The 26,199-nt window shown below is 60.5% G+C and carries 24 protein-coding genes; 3 read left to right on the top strand and 21 right to left on the bottom strand.

Annotation, left to right across the window (positions count from 1 at the left end; genetic code table 11):
• Window positions 1-56: 56 nt before the first annotated feature.
• The 9 genes from HMPREF2806_RS06730 to ruvC all read right to left on the bottom strand — a co-directional run bounded on the left by HMPREF2806_RS06730 (window position 57) and on the right by ruvC (window position 10,507).
• A complete protein-coding gene (locus tag HMPREF2806_RS06730) occupies window positions 57-2,354 on the bottom strand; it encodes a RelA/SpoT family protein (protein ID WP_049154885.1) in 2,298 nt (765 codons plus the stop codon).
• Window positions 2,355-2,388: 34 nt separating this feature from the next.
• Complete coding sequence (locus HMPREF2806_RS06725; RefSeq protein ID WP_046648146.1) at window positions 2,389-2,943, bottom strand: adenine phosphoribosyltransferase; 555 nt, start codon at window positions 2,941-2,943, stop codon at window positions 2,389-2,391.
• Complete coding sequence (locus HMPREF2806_RS06720; RefSeq protein WP_080975073.1) at window positions 2,940-4,550, bottom strand: ABC transporter substrate-binding protein; 1,611 nt, start codon at window positions 4,548-4,550, stop codon at window positions 2,940-2,942. Before HMPREF2806_RS06720 ends, HMPREF2806_RS06725 begins: the two co-directional genes overlap by 4 nt.
• Before the next feature lie 3 nt (window positions 4,551-4,553).
• On the bottom strand, window positions 4,554-5,717 hold the full coding sequence (secF, locus tag HMPREF2806_RS06715; protein ID WP_049154887.1) for a protein translocase subunit SecF: 1,164 nt from the start codon (window positions 5,715-5,717) through the stop codon (window positions 4,554-4,556).
• Between the two features lie 2 nt (window positions 5,718-5,719).
• Window positions 5,720-7,516, bottom strand: coding sequence for a protein translocase subunit SecD (gene secD, locus HMPREF2806_RS06710; RefSeq protein ID WP_198531326.1), 1,797 nt, complete (start codon window positions 7,514-7,516; stop codon window positions 5,720-5,722).
• Window positions 7,517-7,762: 246 nt separating this feature from the next.
• A complete protein-coding gene (gene yajC / locus HMPREF2806_RS06705; protein WP_046648149.1) occupies window positions 7,763-8,095 on the bottom strand; it encodes a preprotein translocase subunit YajC in 333 nt (110 codons plus the stop codon).
• Between the two features lie 51 nt (window positions 8,096-8,146).
• Window positions 8,147-9,232: a Holliday junction branch migration DNA helicase RuvB gene (gene ruvB, locus HMPREF2806_RS06700; protein WP_070513210.1), complete on the bottom strand. Its 1,086-nt coding sequence runs from the start codon at window positions 9,230-9,232 to the stop codon at window positions 8,147-8,149.
• A 15-nt stretch (window positions 9,233-9,247) separates the two neighbouring features.
• The gene (gene ruvA / locus HMPREF2806_RS06695) at window positions 9,248-9,856 is read right to left on the bottom strand and encodes a Holliday junction branch migration protein RuvA (RefSeq protein ID WP_070513207.1); all 609 of its coding nucleotides are present in this window, start codon (window positions 9,854-9,856) and stop codon (window positions 9,248-9,250) included.
• A gap of 39 nt (window positions 9,857-9,895) precedes the next feature.
• Window positions 9,896-10,507 (bottom strand): crossover junction endodeoxyribonuclease RuvC, encoded by a 612-nt coding sequence (ruvC, locus tag HMPREF2806_RS06690; protein WP_070513204.1) that lies wholly within the window; start codon window positions 10,505-10,507, stop codon window positions 9,896-9,898.
• A gap of 140 nt (window positions 10,508-10,647) precedes the next feature.
• Between ruvC and HMPREF2806_RS06685 the strand changes: the two genes are divergently transcribed.
• The gene (locus HMPREF2806_RS06685; RefSeq protein WP_083306523.1) at window positions 10,648-11,343 is read left to right on the top strand and encodes a nitroreductase; all 696 of its coding nucleotides are present in this window, start codon (window positions 10,648-10,650) and stop codon (window positions 11,341-11,343) included.
• Window positions 11,344-11,348: 5 nt separating this feature from the next.
• Here the strand turns inward: HMPREF2806_RS06685 and HMPREF2806_RS06680 are convergent, their stop codons facing one another.
• Entirely contained in the window at window positions 11,349-12,104 is a 756-nt protein-coding gene (locus HMPREF2806_RS06680; protein ID WP_070516926.1) for a YebC/PmpR family DNA-binding transcriptional regulator, read from the bottom strand.
• A 129-nt stretch (window positions 12,105-12,233) separates the two neighbouring features.
• Window positions 12,234-13,097 carry an acyl-CoA thioesterase gene (locus HMPREF2806_RS06675; protein ID WP_070516924.1) on the bottom strand — a complete coding sequence of 288 codons (864 nt, stop codon included), beginning with the start codon at window positions 13,095-13,097 and terminating at the stop codon, window positions 12,234-12,236.
• Window positions 13,098-13,215: 118 nt separating this feature from the next.
• Here HMPREF2806_RS06675 and HMPREF2806_RS06670 point away from each other — a divergent pair, with 118 nt between their 5' ends.
• Window positions 13,216-13,698 (top strand): DUF3817 domain-containing protein, encoded by a 483-nt coding sequence (locus HMPREF2806_RS06670; protein ID WP_070516922.1) that lies wholly within the window; start codon window positions 13,216-13,218, stop codon window positions 13,696-13,698.
• A 130-nt stretch (window positions 13,699-13,828) separates the two neighbouring features.
• Window positions 13,829-14,938, top strand: coding sequence for a DUF2029 domain-containing protein (locus tag HMPREF2806_RS06665; protein ID WP_232745325.1), 1,110 nt, complete (start codon window positions 13,829-13,831; stop codon window positions 14,936-14,938).
• Here HMPREF2806_RS06665 and HMPREF2806_RS06660 read toward each other — a convergent pair.
• The 10 genes from HMPREF2806_RS06660 to HMPREF2806_RS06615 all read right to left on the bottom strand — a co-directional run bounded on the left by HMPREF2806_RS06660 (window position 14,923) and on the right by HMPREF2806_RS06615 (window position 25,789).
• Entirely contained in the window at window positions 14,923-15,381 is a 459-nt protein-coding gene (locus HMPREF2806_RS06660) for a LemA family protein (protein WP_070516919.1), read from the bottom strand. The two genes, HMPREF2806_RS06665 and HMPREF2806_RS06660, sit on opposite strands and share 16 nt — an antisense overlap.
• The gene (locus HMPREF2806_RS06655) at window positions 15,382-16,482 is read right to left on the bottom strand and encodes a glycosyltransferase family 4 protein (protein WP_070516917.1); all 1,101 of its coding nucleotides are present in this window, start codon (window positions 16,480-16,482) and stop codon (window positions 15,382-15,384) included.
• 16 nt (window positions 16,483-16,498) lie between these two features.
• The gene (locus HMPREF2806_RS06650) at window positions 16,499-17,401 is read right to left on the bottom strand and encodes a phosphatidylinositol mannoside acyltransferase (RefSeq protein WP_046648161.1); all 903 of its coding nucleotides are present in this window, start codon (window positions 17,399-17,401) and stop codon (window positions 16,499-16,501) included.
• 63 nt (window positions 17,402-17,464) lie between these two features.
• The gene (gene pgsA, locus HMPREF2806_RS06645; RefSeq protein WP_046648162.1) at window positions 17,465-18,091 is read right to left on the bottom strand and encodes a phosphatidylinositol phosphate synthase; all 627 of its coding nucleotides are present in this window, start codon (window positions 18,089-18,091) and stop codon (window positions 17,465-17,467) included.
• Entirely contained in the window at window positions 18,084-18,662 is a 579-nt protein-coding gene (locus HMPREF2806_RS06640; protein ID WP_070516916.1) for an ATP adenylyltransferase, read from the bottom strand. Before HMPREF2806_RS06640 ends, pgsA begins: the two co-directional genes overlap by 8 nt.
• Before the next feature lie 45 nt (window positions 18,663-18,707).
• Window positions 18,708-20,771 carry a threonine--tRNA ligase gene (gene thrS, locus HMPREF2806_RS06635; protein WP_070516914.1) on the bottom strand — a complete coding sequence of 688 codons (2,064 nt, stop codon included), beginning with the start codon at window positions 20,769-20,771 and terminating at the stop codon, window positions 18,708-18,710.
• Between the two features lie 93 nt (window positions 20,772-20,864).
• A complete protein-coding gene (locus HMPREF2806_RS06630) occupies window positions 20,865-22,148 on the bottom strand; it encodes a Dyp-type peroxidase (RefSeq protein ID WP_070516912.1) in 1,284 nt (427 codons plus the stop codon).
• A 66-nt stretch (window positions 22,149-22,214) separates the two neighbouring features.
• Window positions 22,215-22,901 carry a copper chaperone PCu(A)C gene (locus HMPREF2806_RS06625; RefSeq protein WP_070516911.1) on the bottom strand — a complete coding sequence of 229 codons (687 nt, stop codon included), beginning with the start codon at window positions 22,899-22,901 and terminating at the stop codon, window positions 22,215-22,217.
• A 77-nt stretch (window positions 22,902-22,978) separates the two neighbouring features.
• A complete protein-coding gene (locus HMPREF2806_RS06620; RefSeq protein ID WP_046648167.1) occupies window positions 22,979-23,581 on the bottom strand; it encodes a copper resistance CopC family protein in 603 nt (200 codons plus the stop codon).
• A gap of 195 nt (window positions 23,582-23,776) precedes the next feature.
• Window positions 23,777-25,789: a vWA domain-containing protein gene (locus HMPREF2806_RS06615; RefSeq protein ID WP_232745313.1), complete on the bottom strand. Its 2,013-nt coding sequence runs from the start codon at window positions 25,787-25,789 to the stop codon at window positions 23,777-23,779.
• Between the last annotated feature and the right edge of the window lie 410 nt (window positions 25,790-26,199).

Raw genomic sequence — 26,199 nt, 5'->3', positions numbered from 1 at the left:
TCAACCGCACACCCCCGGTTGAGGGGGCGGTGGTTTAGCCGTGGGCTTCAGTTCGCCTAGGCGGTGACGCGGTAGACGTCGAAGACGCCCTCGGTGTTGCGCAGCGTCGTCATGAGCTGCCCCAGCTGCTTGGTATCGGACACCGAGAAGGTAAAGCGCACGGTCGCAATGTGGTCATCGCCGCGGTTGGACGTCATCGACAAAACGTTGAGGCTCTGCTCGCTGAAGATACGAGTCAGCTCAAAGAGCAGGCCCTGGCGGTCGATGGCCTCAAGTTGCAGTGTCGCAGAGAAAGCGCCGGAAGACTTCGGCCCACCGGCCCACTCCACCTGCATCATGCGCTCCGGCTCGGACTTCAGCTTTTCAGCGTTGGTGCAGTCAGCACGGTGCACAGACACCCCACCGCCGCGGGTAACGAAGCCAAAGATGGCGTCTCCTGGCACGGGCTGGCAGCACTTCGCCAACTTGGCCATGACGTCTGGGCTTCCCTCCACCAGAATGCCGGTGCCGGATGCGGAATCCTTCGTATGCTGCGCGCGGGAGTTCTCCAGCTCACTCAGCGGGGTGCGCGAAGCCAAGGCATCGACAGCGTCATCTTGATCCCCAAAGAGAGCCATGAGCTGATTAGCAACGTGCTGCGCCGATACGTGGCCCGCGCCGATAGCGGTGTACAACGCATCCACGTCGGGATAGTGCAGCTGCTCGGCCACCTGCTTCATCGAGCTGGCGGTGAACAAGCGGTGCATGGGCAAACCACCGCGCTGAACCTCAGCGGCCAGGGCATCGCGCCCGGCTTCAAGATGCTCCTCACGGCGCTCTTTGGCAAACCACTGCCGCACCTTCGTCTTCGCCCGGGGCGACACCAAGAACTCCTGCCAATCCCGCGACGGTCCTGCGTTCGGATCCTTAGAAGTGAAAATTTCCACCTTGTCGCCGGACTTGAGTTCAGACTCTAGGGCCACGAGTTTGCCATTGACCTTGGCGCCGATACACCTGTGCCCCACCTCGGTGTGCACAGCGTAGGCAAAGTCAACGGGGGTGGAACCGGCAGGCAGGTTAACCACGTCGCCCTTCGGGGTAAACGCAAAGATCTGCTTGGCGGTCAGGTCATAGCGCAAGGAGTCGAGGAACTCGTTGGGATCTGCTGCTTCCTTTTGCCAATCCAGCAGCTGGCGCATCCACGCCATCTGGTCGACTTCTTCCTGGTGGCCGGAATTCTTGCCCTTAGTTTCCTTGTAGCGCCAATGCGCCGCCACGCCGAACTCAGCGTTGTAGTGCATCTCGTGCGTGCGCACTTGCACTTCAAGAGTGGAGCCACCGGCCGCAATCACGGTGGTGTGCAAGGACTGGTACACGCCGAAGCGCGGCGAAGAAATGTAATCCTTAAAGCGCCCTGGAAGAGCCTGGTACAGCGAGTGCACCACGCCGATGGCTGCGTAGCAGGAGTTGATGTCATCGACAAGAATACGGATGCCCACAAGATCGAAGATTTCCGCAAAGTCACGGCCGCGCACGATCATCTTCTGGTAAATCGACCAGTAATGCTTCGGGCGGCCCATCACCTCAGCCTCGATGCCGTTGGCCTTCAGCGCCTGGCTAACCTGAGCCTTGATCTCTTTGAGCGCTCGATCGCGCGAGGGCGCACGGTCGGCCACCATGCGTACGATTTCGTCATACTTCTTCGGGTACAGGATGGCAAAGGCCAAATCCTCAAGCTCCCATTTGACGCTGGCCATTCCGAGGCGGTGAGCCAGCGGCGCGATGACGTCGAGAGTCTGGCGTGCCTTCTTAGCCTGCTTTTCCGGCGGGAGGAAGCGCATCGTGCGCATGTTGTGGAGACGGTCGCACACCTTGATAACCAACACGCGCGGATCAGTAGCCATTGCCACAATCATCTTGCGGATCGTTTCCGCTTCCGCAGCGGCGCCGAGTGCAACCTTGTCGAGCTTCGTAACACCATCGACGAGTCGGGCCACCTCAGGACCAAAATCACGAGTCAGATCCTCGAGCGAGTAGTCGGTATCCTCCACCGTGTCATGCAGCAACGCTGCTGCGACGGTCGTGGTGTCCATACCTATCTCCGCGGCGATGGTGGCTACCGCCAGCGGGTGCGTGATGTATGGCTCACCGGACTTGCGGAAAACGCCTTCGTGCAGACGCTGTGCCGTGGTGTAGGCGTTATTGAGTAGTTCCGCGTCGGCCTTCGGATGAAATTCCCGGTGAATGGACATCAGCGGGTCGAGCGCCGGATTGATCTTTACTCTGCCGCCCGTCAGCGAACGAGCCAGGCGGGCGGACATGCCGCGGACGCCGCCTGGCCGCCATGCAGTCTTGTCCTGCTTTTCAGTCGTCATGTCTGCCTCCGCGAAGTAGCTTAGGCATACAACCTTAGTCCTTTGTCCCCATCTGGTTGAGCACAATCAGCGGAGAACCTTCCAGGCGCTCGCGGCCCTCCAGTCCCTGAACCTCCAGAACCACGACATTGCCCACGACCTCTGCTCCTGCGGACTCCAGGAGCAAGGTGGCGCCGTGGAGAGTGCCGCCGGTGGCGAGGACGTCGTCGACAAGCACAATGCGCTTGCCCTTGATGTCGATGCCGCTGTTAGGGATTTCCAGCGCGGCGGTACCGTATTCCAGCTCGTACTCCTGGGTCAGCACCGGTGGCGGCAGCTTGCCTTTCTTGCGAATGGCCAAAATACCTACCCCCAACTTGTACGCTACGGCTGAACCCAGCAGGAATCCGCGCGCATCGAGGCCGCCGATCATGTCAGCACCGAGCTCCTTGCACGCCTCAGCCAAGCCATCGACAACGGCGGCGAAGGATTCAGCATCGGCCAACACCGGAGTCAGGTCCTCGAAAAGGATTCCTTCCTCCGGGAAATCCGGGACAAGGCGCACCTTGTCTTTCAGGGCTTGTGCTGCTGCGACGTAAATCTCGCTCACGACTCTTCCTTTGTTTCGGTTGCTTCATTTCGGGTATAGCCCCAGCGGTCGAGATTCCACCCGATACCCGCAGGGCCAGTGTAGGGCACCACGCCAGTCACAGCGCGATCAACGATGAAGGTTCGGGGCTGCGCGGCAATGGGAATAGACGGCAGCTCCTCCCAAAGCTCTTGTTCCAGTGTGCGTAAAGCCGCAGCGTTCTTCACACTGGCAGCGGGCGCGGAATACTCCCGCATCGGGTCGACGGCTCCAAGGTAGACGTCGATCTCCGGCAACCCCGTCGAGGGGTCGGCGTCCAGTTGGGCACGGGATACACGATCCCCCGAACGATCCTCCACCGTAATCCCGGCTGGTTCGCAGGCTGCGCGTAGCTCCTCCACCATCGCTTTATAGCGCGGGTTAGGTGCCAGGTATCCGACGCCGACCGTATAGCCAGCGAGGCCGGAAGCAGTGGCGGTGTCTACAGGGACTGTGGTGAGCGACGCCATTTGTGATGCCACCGAATCACTGGTGCTCACTGTCCGCACGGAGACGGCGGGTACCTCCACGCCGGATTCCTTTGCGGAAACTTCTGCCATGCGTTGTGCATCGACGCAGGCAGCGAAAGCGGCGCGTGCCCACGGCTGCGCGAAGGTGCCGGCTTCGGAGAAAACCAAAGTATCGGTCATGCCTCCCGCAACGGAGTTAACGTCGACCGGTTTTCCTTCTGCGTCCCGATTCAGCCACGACGGTGCCGCGGTAGGTGACTCGGCCACGCGCAACTCGTCCGAGGCCACAAATGCAGCCGCATCCGCCGTGTTCGGCAGCATGACGATCTCCTTCAGCGACGGCTTGTCGCCGTAGTAGTTGTCGTTGGCGGTGAGTACGATGGCGCCGTCGTCCTCGACGCGATCAATGCTGTAAGGACCAAAGGAAATCTGTAGCTCGGGATCGAAACGGCCTGGTTCGGTAGAAAACCCCTCGCGCCACGCCTCCGCCACAGGCTGCAAGGTCGTCACGTCGTAGGCGTGAAGCGCCGCGTTGAGCTCCTCCATGCTGAGCTCTGCTCGCTTAGCTAACGCGTGGGCGGGCACCACCGTGCCCGGCCCAAACAGGTAGCGCCAGCGCGAACCAGCATCTGGGTTAAACCAGACGGTGAACTTCTTACTATGCGGTGCACACTCCATCTCGGCTATGTCTTCCGCCAACGGGAGGTGGGAGCCAAAGGTCTCGCTCAACTGCCCGGCGATATACGCCAAAAGGTAGTCATCACATGTGACAGGTTCTCCGTCGGCAAAGCGTGCCTGCTCCGTGAGCGTGAAGTCCACACGAGCGCCGACGCCCTCGCTCTCGGCCGGAACGTACTCAGCATCTGCCAGATCCGAGTTCGGAACCATCTGCCCAGCCGGGCCTGGCACGTACAACGCAGGGAACACGCGGCTGGCAAGCTGCGCGGCGCCCGCAGCTTCGCCCCAGTCAGAAGCCGCATTGCTGGTGGCGATGCGGGCGTCGCTCAGTACTGCGAAGCGCGGCGGCGGGACATCCTTGCCTGCCCTGTCCTCCTTCGCTCCACACGCAGAAACGGTAAGAGCAACAGCGAGCAGTGCCGCAACTGATGAGGCGCGCACGATTTAGCGCCCAGGACGCCAGGACGCGCCACCGGACTCCTCGCCGCGCGGCTTCGTTGCGGGCTCGGAGGCCGTGGATGGGGAAACTGCTGCCGGGGATACCACAGTGCGCGCAGGCTTCGGTGAATCATCGTCGGCGTCGTCTGCGTCCCCGCCTTCCGCCCGATAAGCGGCGACCTCAGCGTTATGCTTCTTGACGCTCTTGCGCTGGTTCGACAATGTCACCAGCAGCGTCGTTGCGAGGAAGATGGAAGAAAAGACGCCCTCGATAACGCCGATGAACTGGACTAAGGCCAGATCGCGCAGGGTACCGATACCCATCAGCCACACAGCGACGATGAACAAGGCGATAATCGGCAGCGCGGAAATGACCGAGGTAGAGATAGAACGCATCACGGTCTGGTTGATGGCCAGGTTGGTGAGATCGGCATAGGTCTTCTTACGCTGGCCCTCCAGCCCACTCGTATTTTCATCTACCTTGTCAAAGACAATGACGGAGTCGTAGAGGGAGAAAGTAAGCACAGTCAGCAGGCCGATAATGACCGCCGGTGAAACCTCAATTCCAAAGAGGGCGTAGATACCAGAGATGAAAACACCGTCAAAGATAAGGGCGAGGATAGCGGCAAAGGCCATATCACGCTGCAGGCGAACCGCCACGTAGATAGTGGCGAGCACCAGGAAGACCGCCATGGCGATGACCATTCGCTTGGTAATCGAGGCACCCCACGATTCCGATACCGTCGAGGAACCGATCGCGTCCGGGCTGGGCTTGCCGTTTTCATCCTTGACGTGGAACTCTTCGAAGATGGCCTGGCGTGCCCGATTCACCTGATCCTGGGACAGGCGCTCGGAGGTGATTTCCAATGTCTCCGAGGAACCGGCGCCCACAATCTGCACCAGCTCCGGTGTGACACCGGTGGCATCCTTGAAGGTTTCCTCTACCTGCTCGGTGCTGAGGTCTCCCGCCGGCATGTTGAGCTTCGTACCGCCTTCAAAGTCAAGGGACAAGTTAAAGCCGCGGAGCGCAATGGCCAAAATGGACGCGATGAGCAGCACGCCGGCGATGGTGTACCAGGTTTTGGCCCGGCCCACGAAGTCGAATCCGCTGCCGTCCACGTAGAGACGGTCAAAGCGGGAAATCTTGCGGTTAGTGGTTTCGACAGCCATGTTTACTTCTCCTCATCCGCAGCGGTAGCAACGGGGTTCTTGGCCGGTTTGGCATAAAAGCCGCGTTCACGGCGCTCCTCCACAAGGTTGTAGATGCCACCAAGGCCATTCATGGATGGTTTAGCGAAGGCCGGGCGGCTGCCGAGGAGCTGCATGAGCGGTGCCATGATCAGGAAGGATACGACGAGGTCGAAGATCGTGGTCAGTCCCATGGTGAAGGCAAATCCCTTGACCGCACCGATGGACAGGAAGTAGACCACGACGGAACCGATCAGGGTAACGGCCTTACCCGTGACGATCGTTGCACGGGAGCGTTCCCAACCCGTGCGGGTGGCGGAGCGGAATGTGCGGCCGCCCAAGAGCTCATCCTTCATACGCTCGTAGTAGACCACGAACGAGTCAGCCGTGGCGCCGATACCGATGACCAAGCCCGCCATACCGGACAGGTCCAGCGAGTAGCCAATCCAGCGGCCCAGCAGAACCAGAGCGCCATAGAGCAGGACACAGGTGGCGATGAGCACCAGCAAGGCCACAGCGGACAGTGCGCGGAAGTAGTACATGGAATACAGGGAGACCAGAATCAGGCCGACGATACCCGCAATAAGCGCTGCCTCAAGAGCCGCCTTACCCAGTGACGGAGGCACGGTTTCCACCGTTCCGCCCGGCTCGCCGTTAGCGCCCGTAAAGGACAACGGGAGCGCACCGTAGCGCAGGTTGTTGGCCAAGTTCTGGGCTTCTTCCTGCGTGAAATCACCCGTAATGGAAGTGGCAGAACCCACCGGAGTCGCGCCCTGGATAACCGGTGCGGAAATAACGGCCGAGTCAAGAGTGATGGCCACCTGCTTCTGCAGGTACTCCTGGGTCAGGGTAGACCACGTCTGAGAGCCGTTGGGGCCGTCGCCAGTCTTGAACGCGAAGCTGATCTCCATCTGGCCGGTTTGGCCGTTGAGACCGCCCTGAATTGGGGATTGGGTATCGATTTCGTTACCGGTCAGGCGGGTACCGTGTGGATCCTCGATGCCGTCCAGCAGCGGAGCCGGCATCAGGATATAGGGCTGCTGATTCGAGTAGTCACACGCCACGAGCGGCTTTGCCGGATCGTCGGTGCCGGCCAGCGGATCGGAATCAGCATCGCACCGCATCAGGCCCAGGGCCGCGGTTTGAACGGTGGGGTCCTCGGACTGACGGTCCTTGAGGAGAACCTCGTTAACCTGATCGCGACGTTCAGTTTCTTCCAGAGAGTTTGCCGGTTCCGGAAGCGGCTTTTCGCTCACGGTCGGGGCCGGAGACTTCTTCGCGTCCTTGTTTTCTTCCTTCTTATCCTCACCCTGGGCGGCATCAGCGCTCTGGTTGAGCGCGTCGTGGATAGAGGCCAGTGCGTCATTCGCCTGCTCCGGTGCCACGACGCCGTACTTGACCCAGCGGTTCGCCATATCCGTCATGGTCTTTTCAAGCTTGTCCAAGTCCGGCATCGGCTGCTCACCCACTGGGCGGAACAGCAGCTGCGAGGTTTGGCCTACAGCCTGCGCCTGGGAAGCGTCTTCGCCCGGCACCGTAATGACCAGGCTAGAGCCGCTGATAACGACCTCAGAGCCGGAGACGCCCATACCGTTGACACGCTGCTCCAGGATGTTGCGTGCCTGCTGCAGCTGATCCTGGGTGGGGTCTTCGCCCTGCGGAACGAGGGTTACTCGCGTACCGCCCTGCAAATCAATGCCGAGCTTGGGAGTCGGCGATTTATCGCCGGTTAGGAAGATAAGGGCGTAAACCACAATGACGATGAGCGCAAAGAGCGCCATTGCTCGTCTGGGCCATTGCCGTTGACGGCTGCTGACGCCACCACGTTTCGAAGCGGACACAAAGATCTCCTGTGTTGTGAGGAACAGGGCTAAAAATCATGGGTCATGGCAGCCACTGCCACGCACGTGCTGAGTGTCGCGGCGCCACCATGACTAAAGCACAGTCCATCATCGTACGTCATGGACTGGCATAATCCTTAACAGGTTTAAGGTGAGGCACCCGCAGTGTGACGAGTGCAACTTGTTTTAGAGCTTCGGAAAGCGTTCGTCCTCACCCTCCTCCGGCTCAGCCGCTGCTTCGTTCTGGGAAGCAATCGGCTCCGCGGAGCGCACGATGGCCATGGTGTCGAAGGTCATCACCGTGCCGTCCTTGACTCGCAAATCAACCTGTTCACCGCGGGCCTCCACCACAGTTCCGTGCAGGCCACCGGCCGTAATCACGTCTAAGCCTGGGCGCAACGAGGATTGGAGCTCCTTCATCTGCGCTTGGCGCTTGCGCTGCGCGCGCATGGACATAAAGCTCGGCAAAATGACGAGGACGGCCAGAACAAGGAGAAGAATAAGTTGGGTTCCGTTCATAAAAGGCCAGTGTGCCAGACCTGCCCGCCTCCCGGCCAATTGCCGGGACAATTAGAAGAGTGTCCCGCCGACAGTTCCTTCGGGCGCCTCAAGGCCCAGGTGCTGCCAGGCCGCTGCCGTGGCAACACGGCCACGCCCGGTGCGGGAGATCATTCCGGCGCGCACGAGGTAGGGTTCGCAGACCTCCTCGACGGTTGACGGTTCCTCGCCCACCGCAATAGCCAACGTATTAACCCCCACGGGTCCACCGCCGTGTCCCTTAATGAGGGCCTCGAGCACCGCGCGGTCAAGACGGTCCAGCCCACGTTCATCAACGTCGAAGACCCGAAGCGCTGCCTGGGCAGCTGCCACATTAATGTGCCCATCTCCGTTGACCTCGGCATAGTCGCGCACACGACGCAACAGCCGGTTAGCAATACGCGGCGTCCCGCGCGATCGGGAGCCGATCTCCACCGCGGCATCCTGGTCGATATCAACCTCCAAGATTCGCGCTGCTCGGGTAATCACTCGGGTGAGGTCCTCGGTATCGTAATACTCCATCTGCGCGGTGAAACCGAAGCGGTCACGCAACGGACCAGTCAGCATGCCCGCGCGCGTCGTCGCTCCCACCAGAGTAAAAGGTGGGATTTCCAGCGGGATGGAGGTCGCCCCAGGGCCTTTGCCCACGATGACATCGATGCGGAAATCCTCCATTGCCATGTAGAGCATTTCTTCCGCGGGACGGGCGATGCGGTGAATTTCGTCGATGAAGAGCACGTCACCTTCCATGAGATTCGACAGCATCGCGGCCAAGTCTCCGGCCCGCTCCAGTGCGGGGCCGGACGTCATGCGCAGGGAACTTCCCAGTTCTTGAGCGATAATCATCGCCATCGTGGTCTTGCCCAGCCCAGGCGGGCCGGAGAGCAACACGTGATCCGGGGTTACCCCGCGGTTCTTCGCACCATTGAGCACGAGCGATAGCTGTTCGCGCACCTTGGGCTGGCCGATGAATTCATCGAGGGATTTCGGGCGCAGCGAGCGCTCAATATCGTGCTCGCCTTGTTGCTCTGTGGCGTCCACATCGTGGTTACGCTGCGGAGGCGAGGTTAAATCCATCCCCTCCGGCAGCTTAAACTCAGTGCGTTCTACGTCTGACATTTCACCCACTCTCCCCTATTTTTTCGCGCCCAGTTGGCTCAGCGCTGCCCGCAGCACCACCGGCGTCGCTGCATCGGGCTGTTCAGCCACTACCGATTCCACCACCGGACGAGCCATCTTGTCCGTAAAGCCCAGCCCAATGAGCGCCTCAACGACATCCTCCACCACGTGGCCGGCAGCCGCAGGGGCGGAGGCCGCAGGATCAGCACCGTCCGTGGGCGCAAACGCCTGCACCTTGTCCTTGAGTTCTAGGATCAAGCGCTGCGCTACGCGCTTTCCTACCCCCGGAATCTTCTGCAGCCGTGCAGCCTCCTCCCCCGCGATTGCTTGGGCTAAATCACCTGCGCTCATCACGGACAACGCGGCCAGCGCCAGTTTGGGCCCCAACCCAGAGACCGTCTGGAGGACGTGAAACATGTCGCGGTCATCCTGGCTGGTGAACCCGTACAGCGTCATCGAATCTTCTTTCACCACGAGCGTGGTCATGACTCGGGCTTCCTCACCACGCTGGAGCGTGCCCAGCGTGGCTGGGGTGGCCAGCACCTTGTATCCCACGCCGGCGCATTCGAGCACGGCATGGTCAAGCTGGATGTCGAGGACAGTTCCGCGCAAAGATGCAATCATTACTTAGGTTCCTTGGTTCGAGTGGATGTACCACATAGCTTAAGAGGACGTCTTCGCCGCCCGAGAGACGGACGCGGTGCGTGGTGAGGTGCCGCGCACACCGCTCGTTCGTGCCCCAGCCCCCACGCCAGCACTCGGATCACCCCCGCTCATCCATGCCAGGGCCGGCGCACGCCAGCAGTGGCAGACGGCAAGGGCCAAGGCATCCGCAGCGTCCGCTGGCTTAGGCGACTCGCTGAGCCCCAGAATTCGGGTGATCATGGCGGTCATCTGCTTCTTATCAGCGCGCCCGTTGCCCGACACCGCCTTCTTCACCTCCGAAGGGGTGTACATGTGTACTGGGATGTCGCGCTCTGCGGCTGCAAGCACCAAGACCCCGACTGCGTGCGCGGTCTGCATCACGGTTGACACCTGACCGCGTTCGAATACGCGCTCGAGCGCCACGACATCCGGCTTATAGTCATCCATCCATTCCCGGACCGCGACTGACAGCCGCTTAAGGCGCTCTCCCAGATCCTTGTCACTGGGCGTACGGACGACGCCCACGGCGATGGGAATGACCGCGCGCCCACGTCCGGCTTGGACAACAGACAGGCCACAACGCGTCAGACCGGGATCAATACCCATGACACGCAACCCCTCCAAGTTCACGGCTGCCTCCTCGCCCTTTTTATTCTCACCCTATACAACCACTCGTTTATCTAGAAACAGTGTACACACATGTGTTCTAGTGCAGGCAGTCCCCCGAGCCGAATACACTCCCTCAGATTGTGGGGCGTAGAGTGGCGCGCATGTCTCAACATCCTAATGGCTTTTCTGAGTTCATTCGTTCCCGCCATTCCGCGCGCGCGTTCCTTCCGGACCCCATCCCCGCAGAGGTTATAGAACAGGTGCTGATCGACGCCCAATCCGCCCCCTCCAACTCCAATACCCAACCCTGGAATGTGCACCTGGTTGGCGGTACGGCATTGCAGGACTTGAGCGCCGCTCTCATTGCTGAGTTCGATAAGAATGGAATCAACCCGGACTTCACGATTGACTACGGTCAGGGCGTCCACCCGCAGCGCTCGCAGGCGTTAGCAGCCAAGATGTACGGGCTCCTCGGTATTGCGCGCGAGGATAAGGAAGCGCGCACGGAATTTGTCCGTGAGAACCTTCGCTTCTTCGGCGCCCCACACACGGCTTTGCTCTTCATTCCCCCAATGGGCGACCGTATCCGCGCTGCCTTTGATCAAGGTACCTATGCGGAGAATTTCTTGCTCTCGCTTCAAGCGCACGGCTACCGCGGTGTCCCGCAAGGCATGATTTCGCTCCTCGCCCCGACCGTCCGTGAATTCCTCGGAGTGGACGAGGAGCACAAGCTTGTCACCGCCCTGACCTTCGGCATTGCAGACGAGTCCAGCCCTGTGTTCAACACATCCCCGGGCCGTGCCCCGCTGTCAGAGACGGTAACTGCTCATGGCATGGAAGGCCTCAAGCTCGACTAGCCGCGTTAGTCCTCGTCCAGCTGGGCGAGGACCTCTTCGCTCAAGTCCATGTTGGTGTAAACGTTCTGGACATCGTCCGAATCCTCAAGAGCGTCGATGAGGCGGAAGATCTTGCGGGCATCATCTGCCTGCAGCGGCACCTCGACCGAGGCGCGGAAATCGGTATCGGTGTCATCGACCTCGATATCGGCAGCAACGAGCGCCTCGCGCACGGCGGGGATATCACCCGGTGCACAGGTAATCTCAAACTTCTCGCCGTTGTCGTTGACCTCCTCAGCGCCAGCCTCCAGCACAGCGAGCAGGATGTCGTCTTCGCTAAGCTCTCCCTTTTCCACCAACACCAAGCCGGTGCGGGCGAACATGTACGCCACGGAGCCGGACTCTCCGAGGTTGCCGCCGTTCTTGGTCATGGCGGTGCGCACGTCCGTCGCCGCGCGGTTGCGGTTATCCGTCAAGCACTCGATGAGCATGGCAACACCGTTCGGGCCATAGCCCTCGTACATCACGGTTTCCCAATCGGCACCGCCGGCTTCTTCGCCGGAGCCGCGCTTGCGGGCGCGCTCAATGTTGTCGTTAGGAACAGAGGCCTTCTTGGCCTTCCTAATCATGTCATCAAGGGTTGGGTTTGCGGCGGGATCACCGCCACCGGTGCGGGCGGCCACCTCGATATTCTTAATCAGCTTGGCAAATTCCTTGCCACGCTTGGCATCGTTCGCCGCCTTCTTGTGCTTCGTTGTTGCCCATTTAGAGTGGCCTGCCATGTCATCCCTTTCGATGTGGCTATATAAAAAGCTTGTAGAAACTGCTGCAATTATACGGCCTTGTCCTGGATCCACCGGAACAGGGGTCCGCGCGTGCGTCTCGCACGCCGTGGTGCTGACCCCCGGTGGCTAAACGTTTTGCCAATTCCCGTTGGCGCTTGAGCCTTCGGCGTCCGGATGCAGGATGCGCGTCAGGCCCTCCTGCATCGCCACGGCCAGTAGCTCGCCGCGCTGATTGAAGATCTTGCCCTCTGCTAGCCCCGTCCCGGTTTGTGCTGACGGGCTAGACTGCGAATACAACATCCACTCATCCACTCGAACTGGCCGCAAGAACCACAGAGAATGGTCCAGGCTGGCTAGCTGAATCCTCTCGCCCTGGTGCGGAAGCAATGCTGTACGAATCAGCGTCATGTCCGACATATACAGCAGCGCCGCCTGGTGGAGAGACTGGTCGGCAGTGGTAAGAAAGTCACCAGTGTTACGGAACCAAATATTCCTAAACCCGGCACCGGTGGTTTCCGCGGCAATCGCGTCGCGGTCCGCATCCGGGACAAGCCGCACGTCCCAGTCTTCCCACTCTTTCAAGATGATTCGGGTGGAATAGGGCGAGTCCTTAATACTCTCCGGTGGCGGCACCTGCGGCATGTCTGCTTGGTGCTCTGGACCACTGTCCCCTGGCGCTTGGAAACCAGCGCTGAGCATGAAGATCAAGCGTTCGTTTTGAAAGACCCGTACGTGTCGGTGCGCAAAAGAGCGGCCATCCCTAATCCGCTCGACCCGAATGGTGGTGGGAGCGCCAGAATCGCCCGGCCCCACGAAGTAGCAGTGCATGGAGTGGGCAAACTTGTCGTCAACGGTGAGCTGCGCCGCGCGGAGCGCCTGCGCCATGGTTTGCCCGCCAAAGGTGCGCGTAATAAGCGATGGAACCACAGGGCCGCGGAACTCGTCGTCGCCGATTCGCTCGAGGTCGACCGCCTGGGCCACCGTTGCCATGTCTTGCTCCCTTCCTTGTGCGTTGTGGCGTTCGCCGCGATATGGCGCCCGCCACACTAACCCCGACTATCCTACTCACGTGCTGATCCACCCCCGAAGGTTGCGTACTATATTCCGCATGACTTCAACCACGCCGCACAGCGTGCACCGCGTAGCCGCTTACCTGGAAATGGTCACGTGGGGATTGCTTATCCTCTCGATGATCCTCAAGTACTCGGGCACCACCGCAGCACTCACCCCACTTGCGGGAGGTATCCACGGCTTCGGCTTCCTGTGCTTTTTGCTCATGACGGCCCTGGTGTGGATCAACAACCGGTGGCCAATGGGCATCGGGATCCTGGGCCTGGTCGTCACCGTGATTCCCTTCGCAGCATTGCCTTTTGCGCTGTGGGTTTCGCGGCGCGGGCTCGTTGCTGGTCCGTGGCGGTTTAGCGATGACGCGGAGCCGCAGAGTTTCTTCGACAAGCTCTTAGCCCAGGCCGTGCGCCACCCCGTCCGCACCGCGCTTATCGCGCTGCTCGTCGTTGCCGTAGTGTTTAGCATCCTTCTCATGTTGGGCCCACCCGTCGACGTCGAATCCGCCATTGAAAATAATCGCTAAAGTCCCGACTATCTGGGCTGGATGGGTGCTGGCGCGCCTTTTCCTTATCTACCTACTGGTCAACGAAACGGGTCCGCTCGGGGATGTCCGGTACTACCTCGCGGGCGTATACGGGGATAACCCCCGTGACATGACGGAGTATCCCCAGGTGGGCACCTGGCCCAGCATCCTCCTTGCGTGGATTACCGGCGACGACTTCGAGGCCTATGCCATCGGCTTTACGGCAATGGTGCTGCTTGCCGACGGCGCCTTCCTCGCCCTTCTCCTACGTCATCACCGTTCCAACCCCGGGGCATATAGCGCCGGATGGTTTTGGGTGTTCTTTGGCACGGCGGCAGGCCACGTCTTCGCGTGGCGGCTCGATCTCTATCCTGCCTTGCTGGTTGCCTGCGCGGGCGCGCTTCTGGCTACCCGCCCGCGGCTCGCGTCGGCCTTGTTGGCGTGGGCCACCGCCGCGAAGCTGTGGCCGGGGGTCCTCGCTGCGGGGCTCGTCGGGAGAGCAAGCTCCCGCGATACCTGGCGGCGGCTCGCCGCGTTCTTTGGAAGCCTTCTTGCCCTGTGCCTCGGTGTAGCAGCGATGACCAGCGTGGATAGGGTTCTATCCCCGTTGACGTATCAAGGTCAGCGCGGTCTCCAGATTGAGTCTCTAGCCGCTACGTGGTTCGTGTACCAGGCGCATCGCCATCCTAATGTGTGGACGATGGGATACGCGGCCTCGAAGAGCTATGAGATCTCCGGTCCCGGCGTCGACACGGCACTCGCTATCAGCACCATCGCGACGGGCGCGGCCCTCGTGTGGTTCGTGGGCGTAGCACTCGTGCACTTTCTACGGGGGTTCTGGAGCCCACATTCCACCGTGGTCTTTTTCATCGCGGCGATTCTGCTTCTCATCGCAACGAATAAGGTCTTCTCCCCGCAGTACATCGTGTGGCTCGGGCCGATACTAGCGGTGGCGCTTCGCTCCCCCGTCCCCAAGTCACCCGCCGGGCAACGGCAGAGGGCCGCCGATATCAAAGGGGTACGCACCATCATGGCCGTCCTCGCCGTGGGAACAGCGGCTTTGGGAACCGTCATCTACCCCTATGGCTATGACTACATCTGGTTCTATGTCGGTGAGGACCCCAACCCGGTGTATGCCCTCGTACTGCGCAACCAGCTCATCCTCGTCATGGCTGTTCTGGCTCTCTACTGGCACCGCCTCGAGTATCGCGCAGCGCGAGCAGCTCACATGTCGATCTGACTTAGTTCGAAAAACTCAGGCAGCTTCGGTGTTCCCCCCAAGCGCAGCAGCTTGACAGCGGGGCGCAACCGCAACGCACGAGTATCGCTGACTGCTTCGTTGTAGAAGCGGTGAGCTAGGTGAATGCGCCCTTCGGCGTCGGCAAGCAAGGCCGGGCGTGATTCAAAGCGCTGCTGGATGGCTGCGGACAACTCCCGCTCCCGGGTGGCACGCTCATCGAAATTCCCCTGTGCTAACTCGGTAGACTCCGCCCGCGCCGCAATGCCCTCGAGCTCCGGCGCCAGCGCGCTCACGACCGCCGCACGGCGGTCGAGCGTGGACTCCAACTGCGCTAACGCCGCATCGGTGCGGATGTGGAGGGAGTTGAGCCGCTGTGCTGTGTACAGGGCCCACATTCCGAGCACAATCGCCAGAGCAAGGATGATGACAACTTCGATCGGCATTTAAGACACACGCACCTTTGTTCCGTCGGCTACCGTTTCATAGACACGCATTACGGCTGCGGCTACATGGTCCCAATCGTATTCGCGAGCCCTCTCCATTCCCGCTGCGGTCAAGGCGTGCCGCTTGTCGGAATCACTCACCACATCGTGCAGCACGCGGGCTAGATCCGTGGCATCACCGGTACGGAACAAAGCACCGGCGGGTGTGTCCGAATCGACGTTGCACACCGCGGCGAAGGCCTCCAGATCTGAAGCCACGACAGCACAGCCGGCGGCCATCGCCTCGACGAGGACGATGCCGAAACTTTCGCCGCCTGTATTGGGCGCCACATAGATATCGGCGCGCCCGAGGATGGCTGCTTTCTCGGCATCGCTGACCCGGCCCACGAATTCAACCCCTGGGGCGCTTCGCGGGTGCCCTCCTCCCATGACCGTCACGCGGACGGGCTCTGGGAGAAGCGTCAGGGCCTCGAGAAGAATGTCCAACCCCTTGCGCGGTTCATCGAGGCGTCCCAAAAACACGATTTCAATCTCCGAATCGCGTCGCTCACGCTCAGCCCGCTCCCGCTCGAGGGCATACACGGAGGTATCCACGCCATTGGGGATAAGCACGGGGTCACCGCCAAGCTGCTCCACCTGCCAGCGCCGCGCCATTTCCGAGACCGCGATCCCGCCCCGGACCTTTTCCAGATATGGGCGCAGGAAAGGCTTGGCTAGGGTCAGCGCGAGAGAACTGGAGGCGGATGCATGGTACGTCGCCACGATCGGCCCGCGCGCCAGTGCCAAGGCTGCCATGGAATAGCTTGGGGAGTTCGGTTCGTGAATGTGGAGGATGTCGAAGTTGCCCTCGCGGATGAAGCGCTTGATGTTGCGGCGCACGTGCGGGCCGATGGACAGGCGGGCCACGGATCCGTTATAGGTGATCGGCACCGCCCAGCCTCCCTTGCGCACGAAGCTGGGGACCTGCGTGCTTGCCGACGCCGGCCCCAGCACCTCCACAAAATGGCCCTGTTCAATAAAAACAGTAGCTAGGTCAAGGATGTGGGCCTGAACGCCGCCAGGTTCGTCGAAGGAATAGGGGCAGATGATACCGATCCGCATGATGTGTTCTGCCTTTCTATTTCTTCGCGCGCGCCGCCCGCCGGCGTTCTACGTCGGCGTTCCAATGCGGCTGCAGCATGTGCCAATCCTCTGGATGCGCTCGGATGTTTTCTGCGAAGCCTTCTGCGAGCCGCTGGCAGGTCTCGTGAAGAGTGGTAACTTCCACCTCGGGGCTGACGGACAAGCCCCATTCCTTACCATCGAACCATGAGTGCACCACGTGGAGGGCCGCTCCCGTCTCGATGGCGAGTTGGGCGGGGCCTGCGGCAACGTTGGCTTCTTCGCCCATGAAGTCTACCGGCACACCAGTGCGTGTGAGGTCACGCTCGGACAACAAACACACCACGCCACCGCGCTCCAGGGTGTCTTTCAAACGCGGAAAAGGCGAGGAACTGCCGCCGGTCAGCGGCAAGACGGTAAAGCCAAGGCTCTCGCGGTAGTCCACAAAAGCGTCGAAAAGCGCCTCGGGTTTTAGGCGCTCGGCCACGGTGGTGAATCCGCCATAATGACCCACGCAGAAAACACCCGCCATGTCCCAATTGCCGGAGTGTGGAAGGGCGAAGATCACCCCGCGGCCCGATGCCACGGAGGCGTCCGCGTGCTCCTTGCCGCGCAGCCCTGCCAATAGGCGTTTCTGCAGCTCGGGGTCCGAGTGGATGGCAGGCAAGCGAAAGGCCTCGAGCCAGTAACGCATGTAGGAACGCATCGAGTCACGCACCAGCTCGCGCGTCACGTTTTCGGCGCCCACCACGCGGCTGAGGTTGCGGCGCAGCTGCTCCATGCCCTTGCCATTGTCGCTGGCCAGATCCGCGCCGCGCTCAAACAGCCAGGCAGCCAGTGGCTGTGGGAGAAAACGTACAACTTTCCAACACGCGATGTACGCGGCGGCCGTCAGGCGTTCACGATCCACTAGAGCCACGGTTGAGAAGCCTTTCTGTGCGGGCCGGGGTCGGGTGCCGGCTGAGCGGAGCGATTACTTAGGCTAAAGATCCTTCTTGAAACGCGCTTTAGTGTCCTGGCGCGCCGCTTGGCGCATGCGCTGGTAAATGGTGAAGACAGAACCGACAGCTAGGAGCCAGAGCGAGACTTCTAGGGCATAAGGAACCCCCAGTCCCTCCAGACCCACGCCGCCGAGGCCCAGAATCAGGCGCTCGGGGCGCTCGACGAGTCCGCCGACCATCTTAAAGCCGGAGGCCTCACCGCGCGCCTTGACATAGGAAATGACCTGGGAGCTCACGAGCACCACCATGCAGGCGGCGAAGTTAAGCGGGTGAGCATTGTCGACGTACACCATCCAAAAGGCAATCGCTGCGAACAATGCGCCGTCGGTAATGCGGTCACAGGAGGCGTCGAGAGTAGCTCCGAAGTTGGAACCGCCCGTAGTCAGGCGTGCCATGGTGCCGTCGAGCATGTCGAAGGCTGCGAAAAGCCCCGAGAGTAGCGCTGCGGCGAAAAGGTGGTCGAGCGGGATGAGGATGACCGAGATAGCAATGGTGACAATCGTCCCCACGATGGTGACGATATTGGGAGTCAGGCCCATCTTGAGGAAGAGCTTGGCCACCGGTACCACAACCACGGCGGCGGGCTTGCGCCCATGAACACTAAGCATGCGCTTCTCCTGAGATAATTCCCTCGGCGGCGAGCTCCGCCCACCCCTGCGCCAGCAGGGAGCGGGTGTCCTTGAGGAGCTGCGGCAGCACTTTGACGCCGTCCACGATAGTCATGAAATTAGAGTCCCCGCTCCAGCGCGGAACAATGTGCATGTGCAGGTGCTGCCCCACCGATCCACCGGAGGCGCGCCCCAGATTGAATCCAGCGTTGACGGCATCGGGGCCGGAGACCTTCTTGAGAACCCGGATAGCTGCTTGGGCAAACTGGAAGAGCTCACGGGATTCCTCCTCGGTAAGGTTTTCCAGCTCAGATTCTTGACGGTACGGAATGACCATCATGTGCCCAGCGTTATAGGGATAGAGGTTGAGCACACAGTAGACAAGCTCGCCGCGGGCCACGATGAGCCCGTCCTCGTCCGACATCTGCGGAATCTCCACGAACGGATTGTGGGCTTCCTTTGGCACGTCGCCGGCGCCGCCCTCACGCTTGATGTAGCTCATACGGTACGGCGCCCACAGGCGCTCTAAGCGGTCGGGGGTTCCCAGGCCGGTATCGACGTACTCTCCCACTCTTAGTGTTCTCCCTTTCTAGCCTCTGCCTAGATGCATATGCATCTAGACGCGCTCGGCGATGCTGTCCTTCGTCGGTTGCTCGTTGTTGCGCTCACGAACCCATGCTTCGATAACGTTGATTGCCGCTTCGACCGGTACACCGTTGACCTGGGTTCCGTCGAGGAAGCGGAAGGAGACCGCACCTGCTTCGACGTCGCGCTCACCGGCCAGGAGCATGAACGGGACCTTGCCGGTGGTGTGGTTGCGGATCTTCTTCTGCATGCGGTCATCAGAGGTATCGACGTCAGCGCGCAGGCCGCGGGAGCGCAGCTCGGCACAGACCTTCTCGAGGTGCGGGGCGAAGGTATCCGCCACCGGGATGCCCACCACCTGGTGCGGGGCCAGCCATGCCGGGAAGGCGCCGGCGTAGTGCTCCAGCAGCACGCCGAAGAAACGCTCGATGGAACCGAAAAGTGCGCGGTGAATCATGATCGGGCGCTGCTTGGAGCCATCCGACGCCGTGTACTCGAGCTCGAAGCGCTCCGGCAGGTTGAAGTCCAGCTGCACGGTAGACATCTGCCAGGTACGGCCAATGGCATCGCGAGCCTGGACAGAGATCTTCGGGCCGTAGAAGGCCGCGCCTGCTGGGTCCGGGACCAGCTCAAGACCGGACTTTTCCGCCACGGACTGCAGAATAGCCGTCGAGCGCTCCCAAATCTCATCAGAGCCAACGTACTTGTTCGGGTCCTTAGTGGACAGCTCAAGGTAGAAATCATCCAAGCCGTAATCCTTGAGCAAGGAAATGATGAACTCCAGAACCTTGGTCAGCTCTTCTTCGAGCTGCTCCGGGGTGCAGTAAATGTGGGAGTCATCCTGGGTAAAGCCGCGGGCGCGGGTCAGGCCGTGGATAACGCCCGACTTCTCGTAACGGTAGACCGTTCCGAACTCGAAGAGGCGCAGCGGCAACTCACGGTAGGAACGACCACGAGAAGCGAAAATGAGGTTGTGCATCGGGCAGTTCATCGGCTTGGCGTAGTAGTCCTGCGGCTGCTTGGTGCAGTTGCCATCCTCGTCCCACTCACCGTCGAGCTGCATCGGCGGGAACATGCCATCCGCGTAGAAATCCAGGTGGCCAGACTTCTTGAACAGATCACCCTTGGTCAGGTGCGGGGTGGACACGAAGGAGTAGCCATCCGCGATGTGGCGACGGCGGGAGTGCTCCTCCATCTCCATGCGCACGGTGGCGCCATTGGGGTGGAAGACGGGGAAGCCGGAACCAATTTCATCCGGGAAGGAGAACAGGTCCAGCTCGGCACCCAAGCGGCGGTGGTCACGCTTTTCGGCCTCTTCGACCATGGTCTTGTAGGACTCCAGGGCTTCTTTGGATTCGAAGGCGGTGCCATAAATGCGCTGCAGGCCAGCCTTGGACTGGTCACCGCGCCAGTAGGCAGCAGAGGAACGCGTGAGGGTGAATGCCGGGATGTACTTGGTGGTCGGCACGTGCGGGCCGCGGCAGAGGTCAAACCACTCCACCTCGCCGGTGCGCGGGTTCACGTTGTCATAGTGGGTCAGATCTCCGGCACCCACCTCGGCAGCCTCATCGGAATCTGGATCCACGTTGCCCTTGTCCTGGACTAGCTCCAGCTTGAAGGGCTCATTGGCCAATGCCGCTTCGGCTTCTTCGGTGGTGGCGTAGACGTGGCGCTCGAAGCGCTGGCCGCCCTTGATGATCTTCTTCATACGCTTCTCAATGGCCTTGAGGTCCTCTGGGGTGAAGGGCTCAGCGGTCTGGAAGTCGAAGTAGAAGCCATTCTCAATGGCCGGGCCAATGCCCAGCTTGGTGCCGGGGAATTCCGCCTGCACCGCCTGGGCCATGACGTGTCCGCAGGAGTGGCGGATAACGGCGCGGCCATCTTCCTCGCAGGCAGCGACCGGGGTGAACTCGGCGTCCGTGTCCGGGATGTGGGAAAGGTCGAAGAGGGTTCCATCGGCGCCGCGGACGACAACGACAGCTTCCGGGCCCTTGTTGGGCAGCTCATGCTCGCGCATCGCTGCTCCCACGGCAGTCCCGGCCGGGACCGTGATCGGGTCGTAGTTCACCGGGACTGCTGGAATCATTTCCGCCATGACTTGGTGCGCTCCTTTGCGCTCACGCGCCGCTCGACATACCTGGCCGAGCAGCACTCATCGAGAAAGTTACAGCGGCTTAGTCTACCCCTCTTAACTGCGTATGAGCGACTCGCCCCAGAAGGTTTCGCCTTCAGTTCCGGCTGGCATGAAGTACACGGCCGAACCAATGTGGGTGATCCACTCGTTGAGCCGATCAGCTTCGTCAAGGCGCGCCTGAATAGGCTCGAACTGGGTCGTAGGGTCCTTCTGGTAGCAAATAAAGATCAACCCGGCGTTGCTGAGCTCACCGCGCTGGGTGGTCTCCGGAGTCGGCGGCAGGTTGTAGTTATACGGGCGACGCAACAGTTTTTGCTCTGGATGCTCCGCCGGCGGATGCGCTCTGGCGACATGAGAGTTCTCATCAATGGCTTTGAGCCCAAACTCGTTGCGGGCGTCCAAATCCACGGGGTCGAACTCGTCGTTAGCACCTATAGGAGCTCCGGTATCGAGAGTGCGCCCAGTCGAGTTCTCACGTGCTGCGCGATCAAGCTGCTCCCATGTGTCCAGGTTCATGTGGATGCGGCGTACCACCATGGCGCTGCCGCCGGCGAAGGGGCCGTCTTCGATCCACACCTGCTCGTTGAAGTCTTCCTCGCTTCGGGGATTAACCGTTCCGTCCTTTTGCCCGAAGAGGTTGCGGGGAGTAACACCCTTCGGTGCAGATCCATAGGCATGGCTGAATCCCTGCTGGATCCACGCAACGTCGGCGTAATCTTTGCCCGCACGGGTCATATGCCGCAACACGAAGGCGGCAGTGAAAGGATCATCGCTACAGATCTGCAGGACGATATCTGTCTGGCCCCATTCCGGGCGGAGGTCATCATGGTCAAAAGCCTGGATATCGCGCAGCCAGCTGGGCTTGGCGACGTCCACCGTGTCGAAGAATCCCTCTCCCCAACCGCACGTGACGGTGAGGTTTGCTGGGGTGGTAGACAATTCGGGTTCGAGGCTGCCCAACGGGTTCTCACCGGTGCAGAGGCGACGGGCATCCTCCGTCCACAGGCGCATCAACGCGGCCGCGCCGCGAGCGGTGGTGTCCTTCTTGAGGTTAAAGCCCACCAGCTCCACGTGCGCCTGGACCGGAGTTTGGATGCCTGCTTGGTGCTTGCCGTCGAAGGCGACGATATCGCCACCCATGGTCTCCTCGCGGTTTTCCGGGCCGGTGCTTCCGGCGTCCCCAGCCTGCGCTGCGCGAGAGGCATCCGCGGAGGCATCCGCAGATGCCTGTCCAGATTCATCCCCTTTCGCACAGCTTGCAAGCGCTACCGCGCTTGCCGCCACAGCGCTTCCGGCGAGCAGTCCACGCCGGCTGACAGGTTCCGCGAACCCGCTCATCTTTGATATCTCCCTATCTCGTGAGAACCGATTTCTTTCCTACCTTGGCCCGGAGCACGCTGGTTTCTAGTGCTCGTGCTCTTCCTTCTTCATGTCAGACATGTCTGCGGATTCCGAGTGGTCCATGTGCTCACCATGGTCCATGGATCCGTGGTCCATATCGCCGTGGTTCATGTGGCCCATGTCGCCGTAGTCTTCATCGCCGGCACCAATGGTGCGCACCGGGATATCGCCGAGCTCGATCGTGGAGCCGTCGGCAAGCTCCAGCGTCAGGGTTGCGGTCTCACCGGCCATGACGGGCTCGGTCACTCCCATCAGCATGAAGTGGAACCCACCCGGCGCGAGCTCGAGGGATTCGCCGGCGGGGATATCGAAGCCGCCTTCCTTCTCCTGCATGACGCCATCGACAACCTCATGGATCTCGTAGTGCTTCGCCTTCACCGAAGAGCTGAAGCCAACTACGTTGATGTCCTTGTCCGTGTTGTTGTGGAGAGTGCCGAAGATAGCGGTCATATCGGAGTCCTTCTCCATGGCGCGCACGACAGCATCCTCGAAAGTTACGCCAGACTCAGCGGAGGAAGAAGCCGACGTGCTGGTTTCCGCACCCTTCTCTGCGCTGCTGTCAGCGCTGGCCGCGGTGCTCGTCGCGGTAGCTGTCGAGTCCTCCTCGCTCGGCGAGCAACCAGCCAAGGTGAGGCTGACAGCCGCGATAGCAACTACGGAGGTACGGAAGAAAGAACGGGATTTCAGCATGGAACATGCCTTTCTGGAGTAATTACCTGAAGGGGATGAAGTGGATTGGCTCGCGCGTCATCGAGGCCCTGTGTGGCCTAGCCTGCGCCATCGGAGCGACGTGTTTTCGCCCCGAAGGCGAAGACTGCCGCACCGACGACGAGAACTGCCCCGATACCAATGATCCATTTAGCAGCTGCGGGCAGGGAGCTCAGGGGGTCCTGGGAGTCCTCTGCACCGCCGTCTTCCGCGGCAGCATCCGCGTCACTTTGGCCAGAGGCTCCAGACGACCCATTGCCTGCCTCCCCTCCGGCAGCACCGGAAGCTACGCTGAACGGCACCGAGCCGAGTGTGGAGTGACCATCGGAGGAGGTAATGCGAAAACCTACTTGGTATTCGCCGTCACCAGGTTCGATGTCCTGGGGAACCTCAATGGTGAGGTTTCGTCCGTCAATGGTGGGTGTGGCATCAAAGAGCACGTCGCCGGAGGTTGTGTCGCTCACGGCGAAAGTGTTGAAGTCATCCCGAGGAATGCCAGAGAACTCCAGCGTGATTTCACGGGGGAATTCTTCCAGCGGTGCGTCACCCACCACGTTGCCGCCAATGACTGAGTCATGTGCCGCGGCTAGTGGCGCGGACAGCCCAATCACGAGGCTCACGGCCCCAGCGGCGACTACTGTGGTGACCTGACGCAACTGCATTTCTTGGATGACTCCTTGATGGCGTGATGAAACTCTTGATTGAAGGTTCCCTCATCCTATCGCTGGGAGGGATCTCCTAGCCAATCCTTAACCCCACGTGGAGTGCGTGGGGTTATCAAGTAGTCGTTGCACGCGACAGAAAAGTTCCCTATGCCTACGCAAGCGTGGATTCTGCCGCAGTTCCCGCAGGTAGCACTAGTGTCTACGCCCGCGAAGAAGGATGACCACCAAGATGATGACGGCAAGCGCAATGATGCCCAAGGCTGCGGCCAAGAGAAATCCTAGGGTGCCAAGACCCAAGCCTTTATCCTCGTCGGCGCTTGCTGCTTGGTCCACATTTCCTTCGTCACCATCACTCTTCGGTGCCTCAGTCTTGTCCTTGACAGGCTCATAGATGGGCCCTTGGATTGGATCCCCCAACACCTTGGACGTGAGGTAATACTTCATGGTGGCACGCTTGTCAGTGAGATTTCCTTCGCTCTCCCCTAGGTCATTCCCCTTACCTGCATCCAGCGTCACCACGATGTAGTAGTCACCCTCCAACCAGTTCGCGTTGCCATAAGAGGATGCCGCATCGGAGCTGAAGCGGTTGGTGAAAGCGATAGGGCTTGCTGCCGAAGCCGATCCCTCATCCCCCTCATCAGGCCAGATCAAAACTTCATGCTCCCCAGCTTTCTCTCGGACCGGATTGAGGATAGTCACGTCAAGGCCTGAGTACTGGAGAGCCTGCTTGTCCGAAACCTCTCCAGCTTTGATTGCGGCAGCCAGCTGCTGACCTTCCTTCATTGGGACCTTGTAAACGTGCGCTTCGCCCTGAACAATGTCAGTTTCGATGGTCTGGCCGCTGTGAAGCTCCGCAGCACTGTCAAACCAGTTTCCGGGAGCCATCTGGTCGGCACCGTTGGCGTTGGCATGGAGTTCGCCGTCCAGCTCGCTGCTAAGACCACTTACAAGCTCGTCGATGTTGGATACTGGGTCAACACGGTGAAGCAGGATCTCCACGTCTAATGGTTCATCGGCCTTGTACTGTCCTGCGCGCATCGCGGTCAAGACCAAGTCGCCCTGGCAATTCTTGGAACCGATTTCGTAGGTATACGCGCTAGTGTTTGGCAAGGCCTCAGATACAGTGCCGGTGTTCGCACTGTCCCAGTCAGCTGTGCAATCATCTGAACCTTCATCGCCACCATGCGTACCCGTTGGCGGTTCCGTACCATCGCCGAAAAACGTCTTCAAATACAGGCGGTTCGGTGTTCCCACTACACCTTCGAGTGTCTTGTACATCGTCGCCACATAGCGCTCACCCGGCTTGACGGGGATAGACCATGACTCAGCATGGAAATCGGTACGTGACTCCTTGCCGCCGTTCGGCGGGGCATCCAACTCAGCATGGAAGATGAAGTCCTCGCCAGACTCCCAGCGTGGAAGCGGCGTTGGTTGGCTGATGTCTTCGCTGCCTTCAATCTGTTCGACATCGGATTGGTAAATGTCTGCGGCTCGCCCTGCTGCCTTCTTAATCATCGCTGCCAGTGAATCTGCGTCCCCGGCGTCGAGATACTCGCCGCCGGCGGCATCTGCGATGCAGGAAAGCTCCTTGCGAGCTTCCTCGTCGACATTGAAGCCGATGGTGTTGATGACAAGGTCGATACCTTGGTCGTGGAGTTCCTTGGCTACTTCACATACTGGCGGCGGCGCACAGGTATCAATGCCGTCCGATACCAAGACGATCGTCCCGTGCTGACCGCCTAGCTCTTCGGCGGCCTTCTTCAGGGAATCACCAATCGGGGTATAGCCCTTAGCTTGAAGGTCATCGATTGGCCCAGTGAAAGAATCCCCCACGTCCTCCTTAGGCCCACTCACCACGTGGATATCACGGCATCCGGCTTCCTGATTCTCAGGGGCTTCGTCGACCGTGCCACCATACGTGACGAGTCCCAACGGGATGGTGCCGCCGAGTTCGGAGACGAAGTTCTTCGTTGCGTCCTTAGCTGCGTCCAGGCGGGTCTGCCCGCCAGCATCCTGGACATTCATAGAGCCCGAAGAGTCGAGCACAAGCATCGTCGCACCGCTCTGTGCCTCTGCTGAATCTCCACTCGGTGCAGACTCGGAGTCAGCCGTGGGAGCGGACCCAGGCTCTTCACTGCGCGTGACGCCCGTGGGATTCTGTGCAAACGCTGGCACGGCCATCGCACTGAGAAGTGCCAGAAGCATTACGGCGAGAATGATAAAAGCGCTGCGTAGTGCGCTTTGAAGGGACGATGATGACGGGGAGAAGGCTCTCATGATGTCCATTTCTTTGAGATGACAAGTCTGTGAGAAACATCATAAATGGCTGGCGAAAAGCTCGGCCACCGACGGGGAAAAGTCCCCTTCCAACACGCCCGCCTCAAACCTGCACATCTCCCAGGCAACCTCCCGGGCAAACTTATCCAACCCGAGCGCTCACGGTAAACAAGGCCTCAAAAATCTGCGATTTTGTGCCACTATCTACCGTGAATCACCCCAAACCCAGGCAAACCCTTACCCCCAAACGCAAGGGCGAAGAAATTAAAAAAGTGCCCCTCCATAGTGGAGGGACACTTTCGCCGGAGCGGATGACGAGACTCGAACTCGCGACCCTC

Source organism: Corynebacterium sp. HMSC076G08 (genome assembly GCF_001811515.1).
Lineage (GTDB): Bacteria > Actinomycetota > Actinomycetes > Mycobacteriales > Mycobacteriaceae > Corynebacterium > Corynebacterium hiratae.
The sequence above is the reverse complement of the archived record's forward strand: the minus strand, read 5'-3'. Positions and strand labels throughout refer to the sequence as shown.

Excerpts from the sequence above, each read along its gene's own strand:
- HMPREF2806_RS06615 (WP_232745313.1), bottom strand. The coding sequence starts at position 25,789 with ATGCTTCTGGCACTTCTCAGTGCGATGGCCGTGCCAGCGTTTGCACAG.
- HMPREF2806_RS06625 (WP_070516911.1), bottom strand. The coding sequence starts at position 22,901 with ATGCTGAAATCCCGTTCTTTCTTCCGTACCTCCGTAGTTGCTATCGCG.
- pgsA (WP_046648162.1), bottom strand. The coding sequence starts at position 18,091 with ATGCTTAGTGTTCATGGGCGCAAGCCCGCCGCCGTGGTTGTGGTACCG.
- secF (WP_049154887.1), bottom strand. The coding sequence starts at position 5,717 with ATGGCTGTCGAAACCACTAACCGCAAGATTTCCCGCTTTGACCGTCTC.
- HMPREF2806_RS06655 (WP_070516917.1), bottom strand. The coding sequence starts at position 16,482 with ATGCGGATCGGTATCATCTGCCCCTATTCCTTCGACGAACCTGGCGGC.
- secD (WP_198531326.1), bottom strand. The coding sequence starts at position 7,516 with ATGGCGCTCTTTGCGCTCATCGTCATTGTGGTTTACGCCCTTATCTTC.
- HMPREF2806_RS06665 (WP_232745325.1), top strand. The coding sequence starts at position 13,829 with ATGACGGAGTATCCCCAGGTGGGCACCTGGCCCAGCATCCTCCTTGCG.
- HMPREF2806_RS06675 (WP_070516924.1), bottom strand. The coding sequence starts at position 13,097 with ATGGCAACGGTGGCCCAGGCGGTCGACCTCGAGCGAATCGGCGACGAC.
- ruvB (WP_070513210.1), bottom strand. The coding sequence starts at position 9,232 with ATGTCAGACGTAGAACGCACTGAGTTTAAGCTGCCGGAGGGGATGGAT.
- yajC (WP_046648149.1), bottom strand. The coding sequence starts at position 8,095 with ATGAACGGAACCCAACTTATTCTTCTCCTTGTTCTGGCCGTCCTCGTC.
- HMPREF2806_RS06685 (WP_083306523.1), top strand. The coding sequence starts at position 10,648 with ATGTCTCAACATCCTAATGGCTTTTCTGAGTTCATTCGTTCCCGCCAT.
- HMPREF2806_RS06680 (WP_070516926.1), bottom strand. The coding sequence starts at position 12,104 with ATGGCAGGCCACTCTAAATGGGCAACAACGAAGCACAAGAAGGCGGCG.
- thrS (WP_070516914.1), bottom strand. The coding sequence starts at position 20,771 with ATGGCGGAAATGATTCCAGCAGTCCCGGTGAACTACGACCCGATCACG.
- HMPREF2806_RS06730 (WP_049154885.1), bottom strand. The coding sequence starts at position 2,354 with ATGACGACTGAAAAGCAGGACAAGACTGCATGGCGGCCAGGCGGCGTC.
- HMPREF2806_RS06670 (WP_070516922.1), top strand. The coding sequence starts at position 13,216 with ATGACTTCAACCACGCCGCACAGCGTGCACCGCGTAGCCGCTTACCTG.
- HMPREF2806_RS06660 (WP_070516919.1), bottom strand. The coding sequence starts at position 15,381 with ATGCCGATCGAAGTTGTCATCATCCTTGCTCTGGCGATTGTGCTCGGA.
- HMPREF2806_RS06620 (WP_046648167.1), bottom strand. The coding sequence starts at position 23,581 with ATGCAGTTGCGTCAGGTCACCACAGTAGTCGCCGCTGGGGCCGTGAGC.
- HMPREF2806_RS06630 (WP_070516912.1), bottom strand. The coding sequence starts at position 22,148 with ATGAGCGGGTTCGCGGAACCTGTCAGCCGGCGTGGACTGCTCGCCGGA.
- ruvA (WP_070513207.1), bottom strand. The coding sequence starts at position 9,856 with ATGATTGCATCTTTGCGCGGAACTGTCCTCGACATCCAGCTTGACCAT.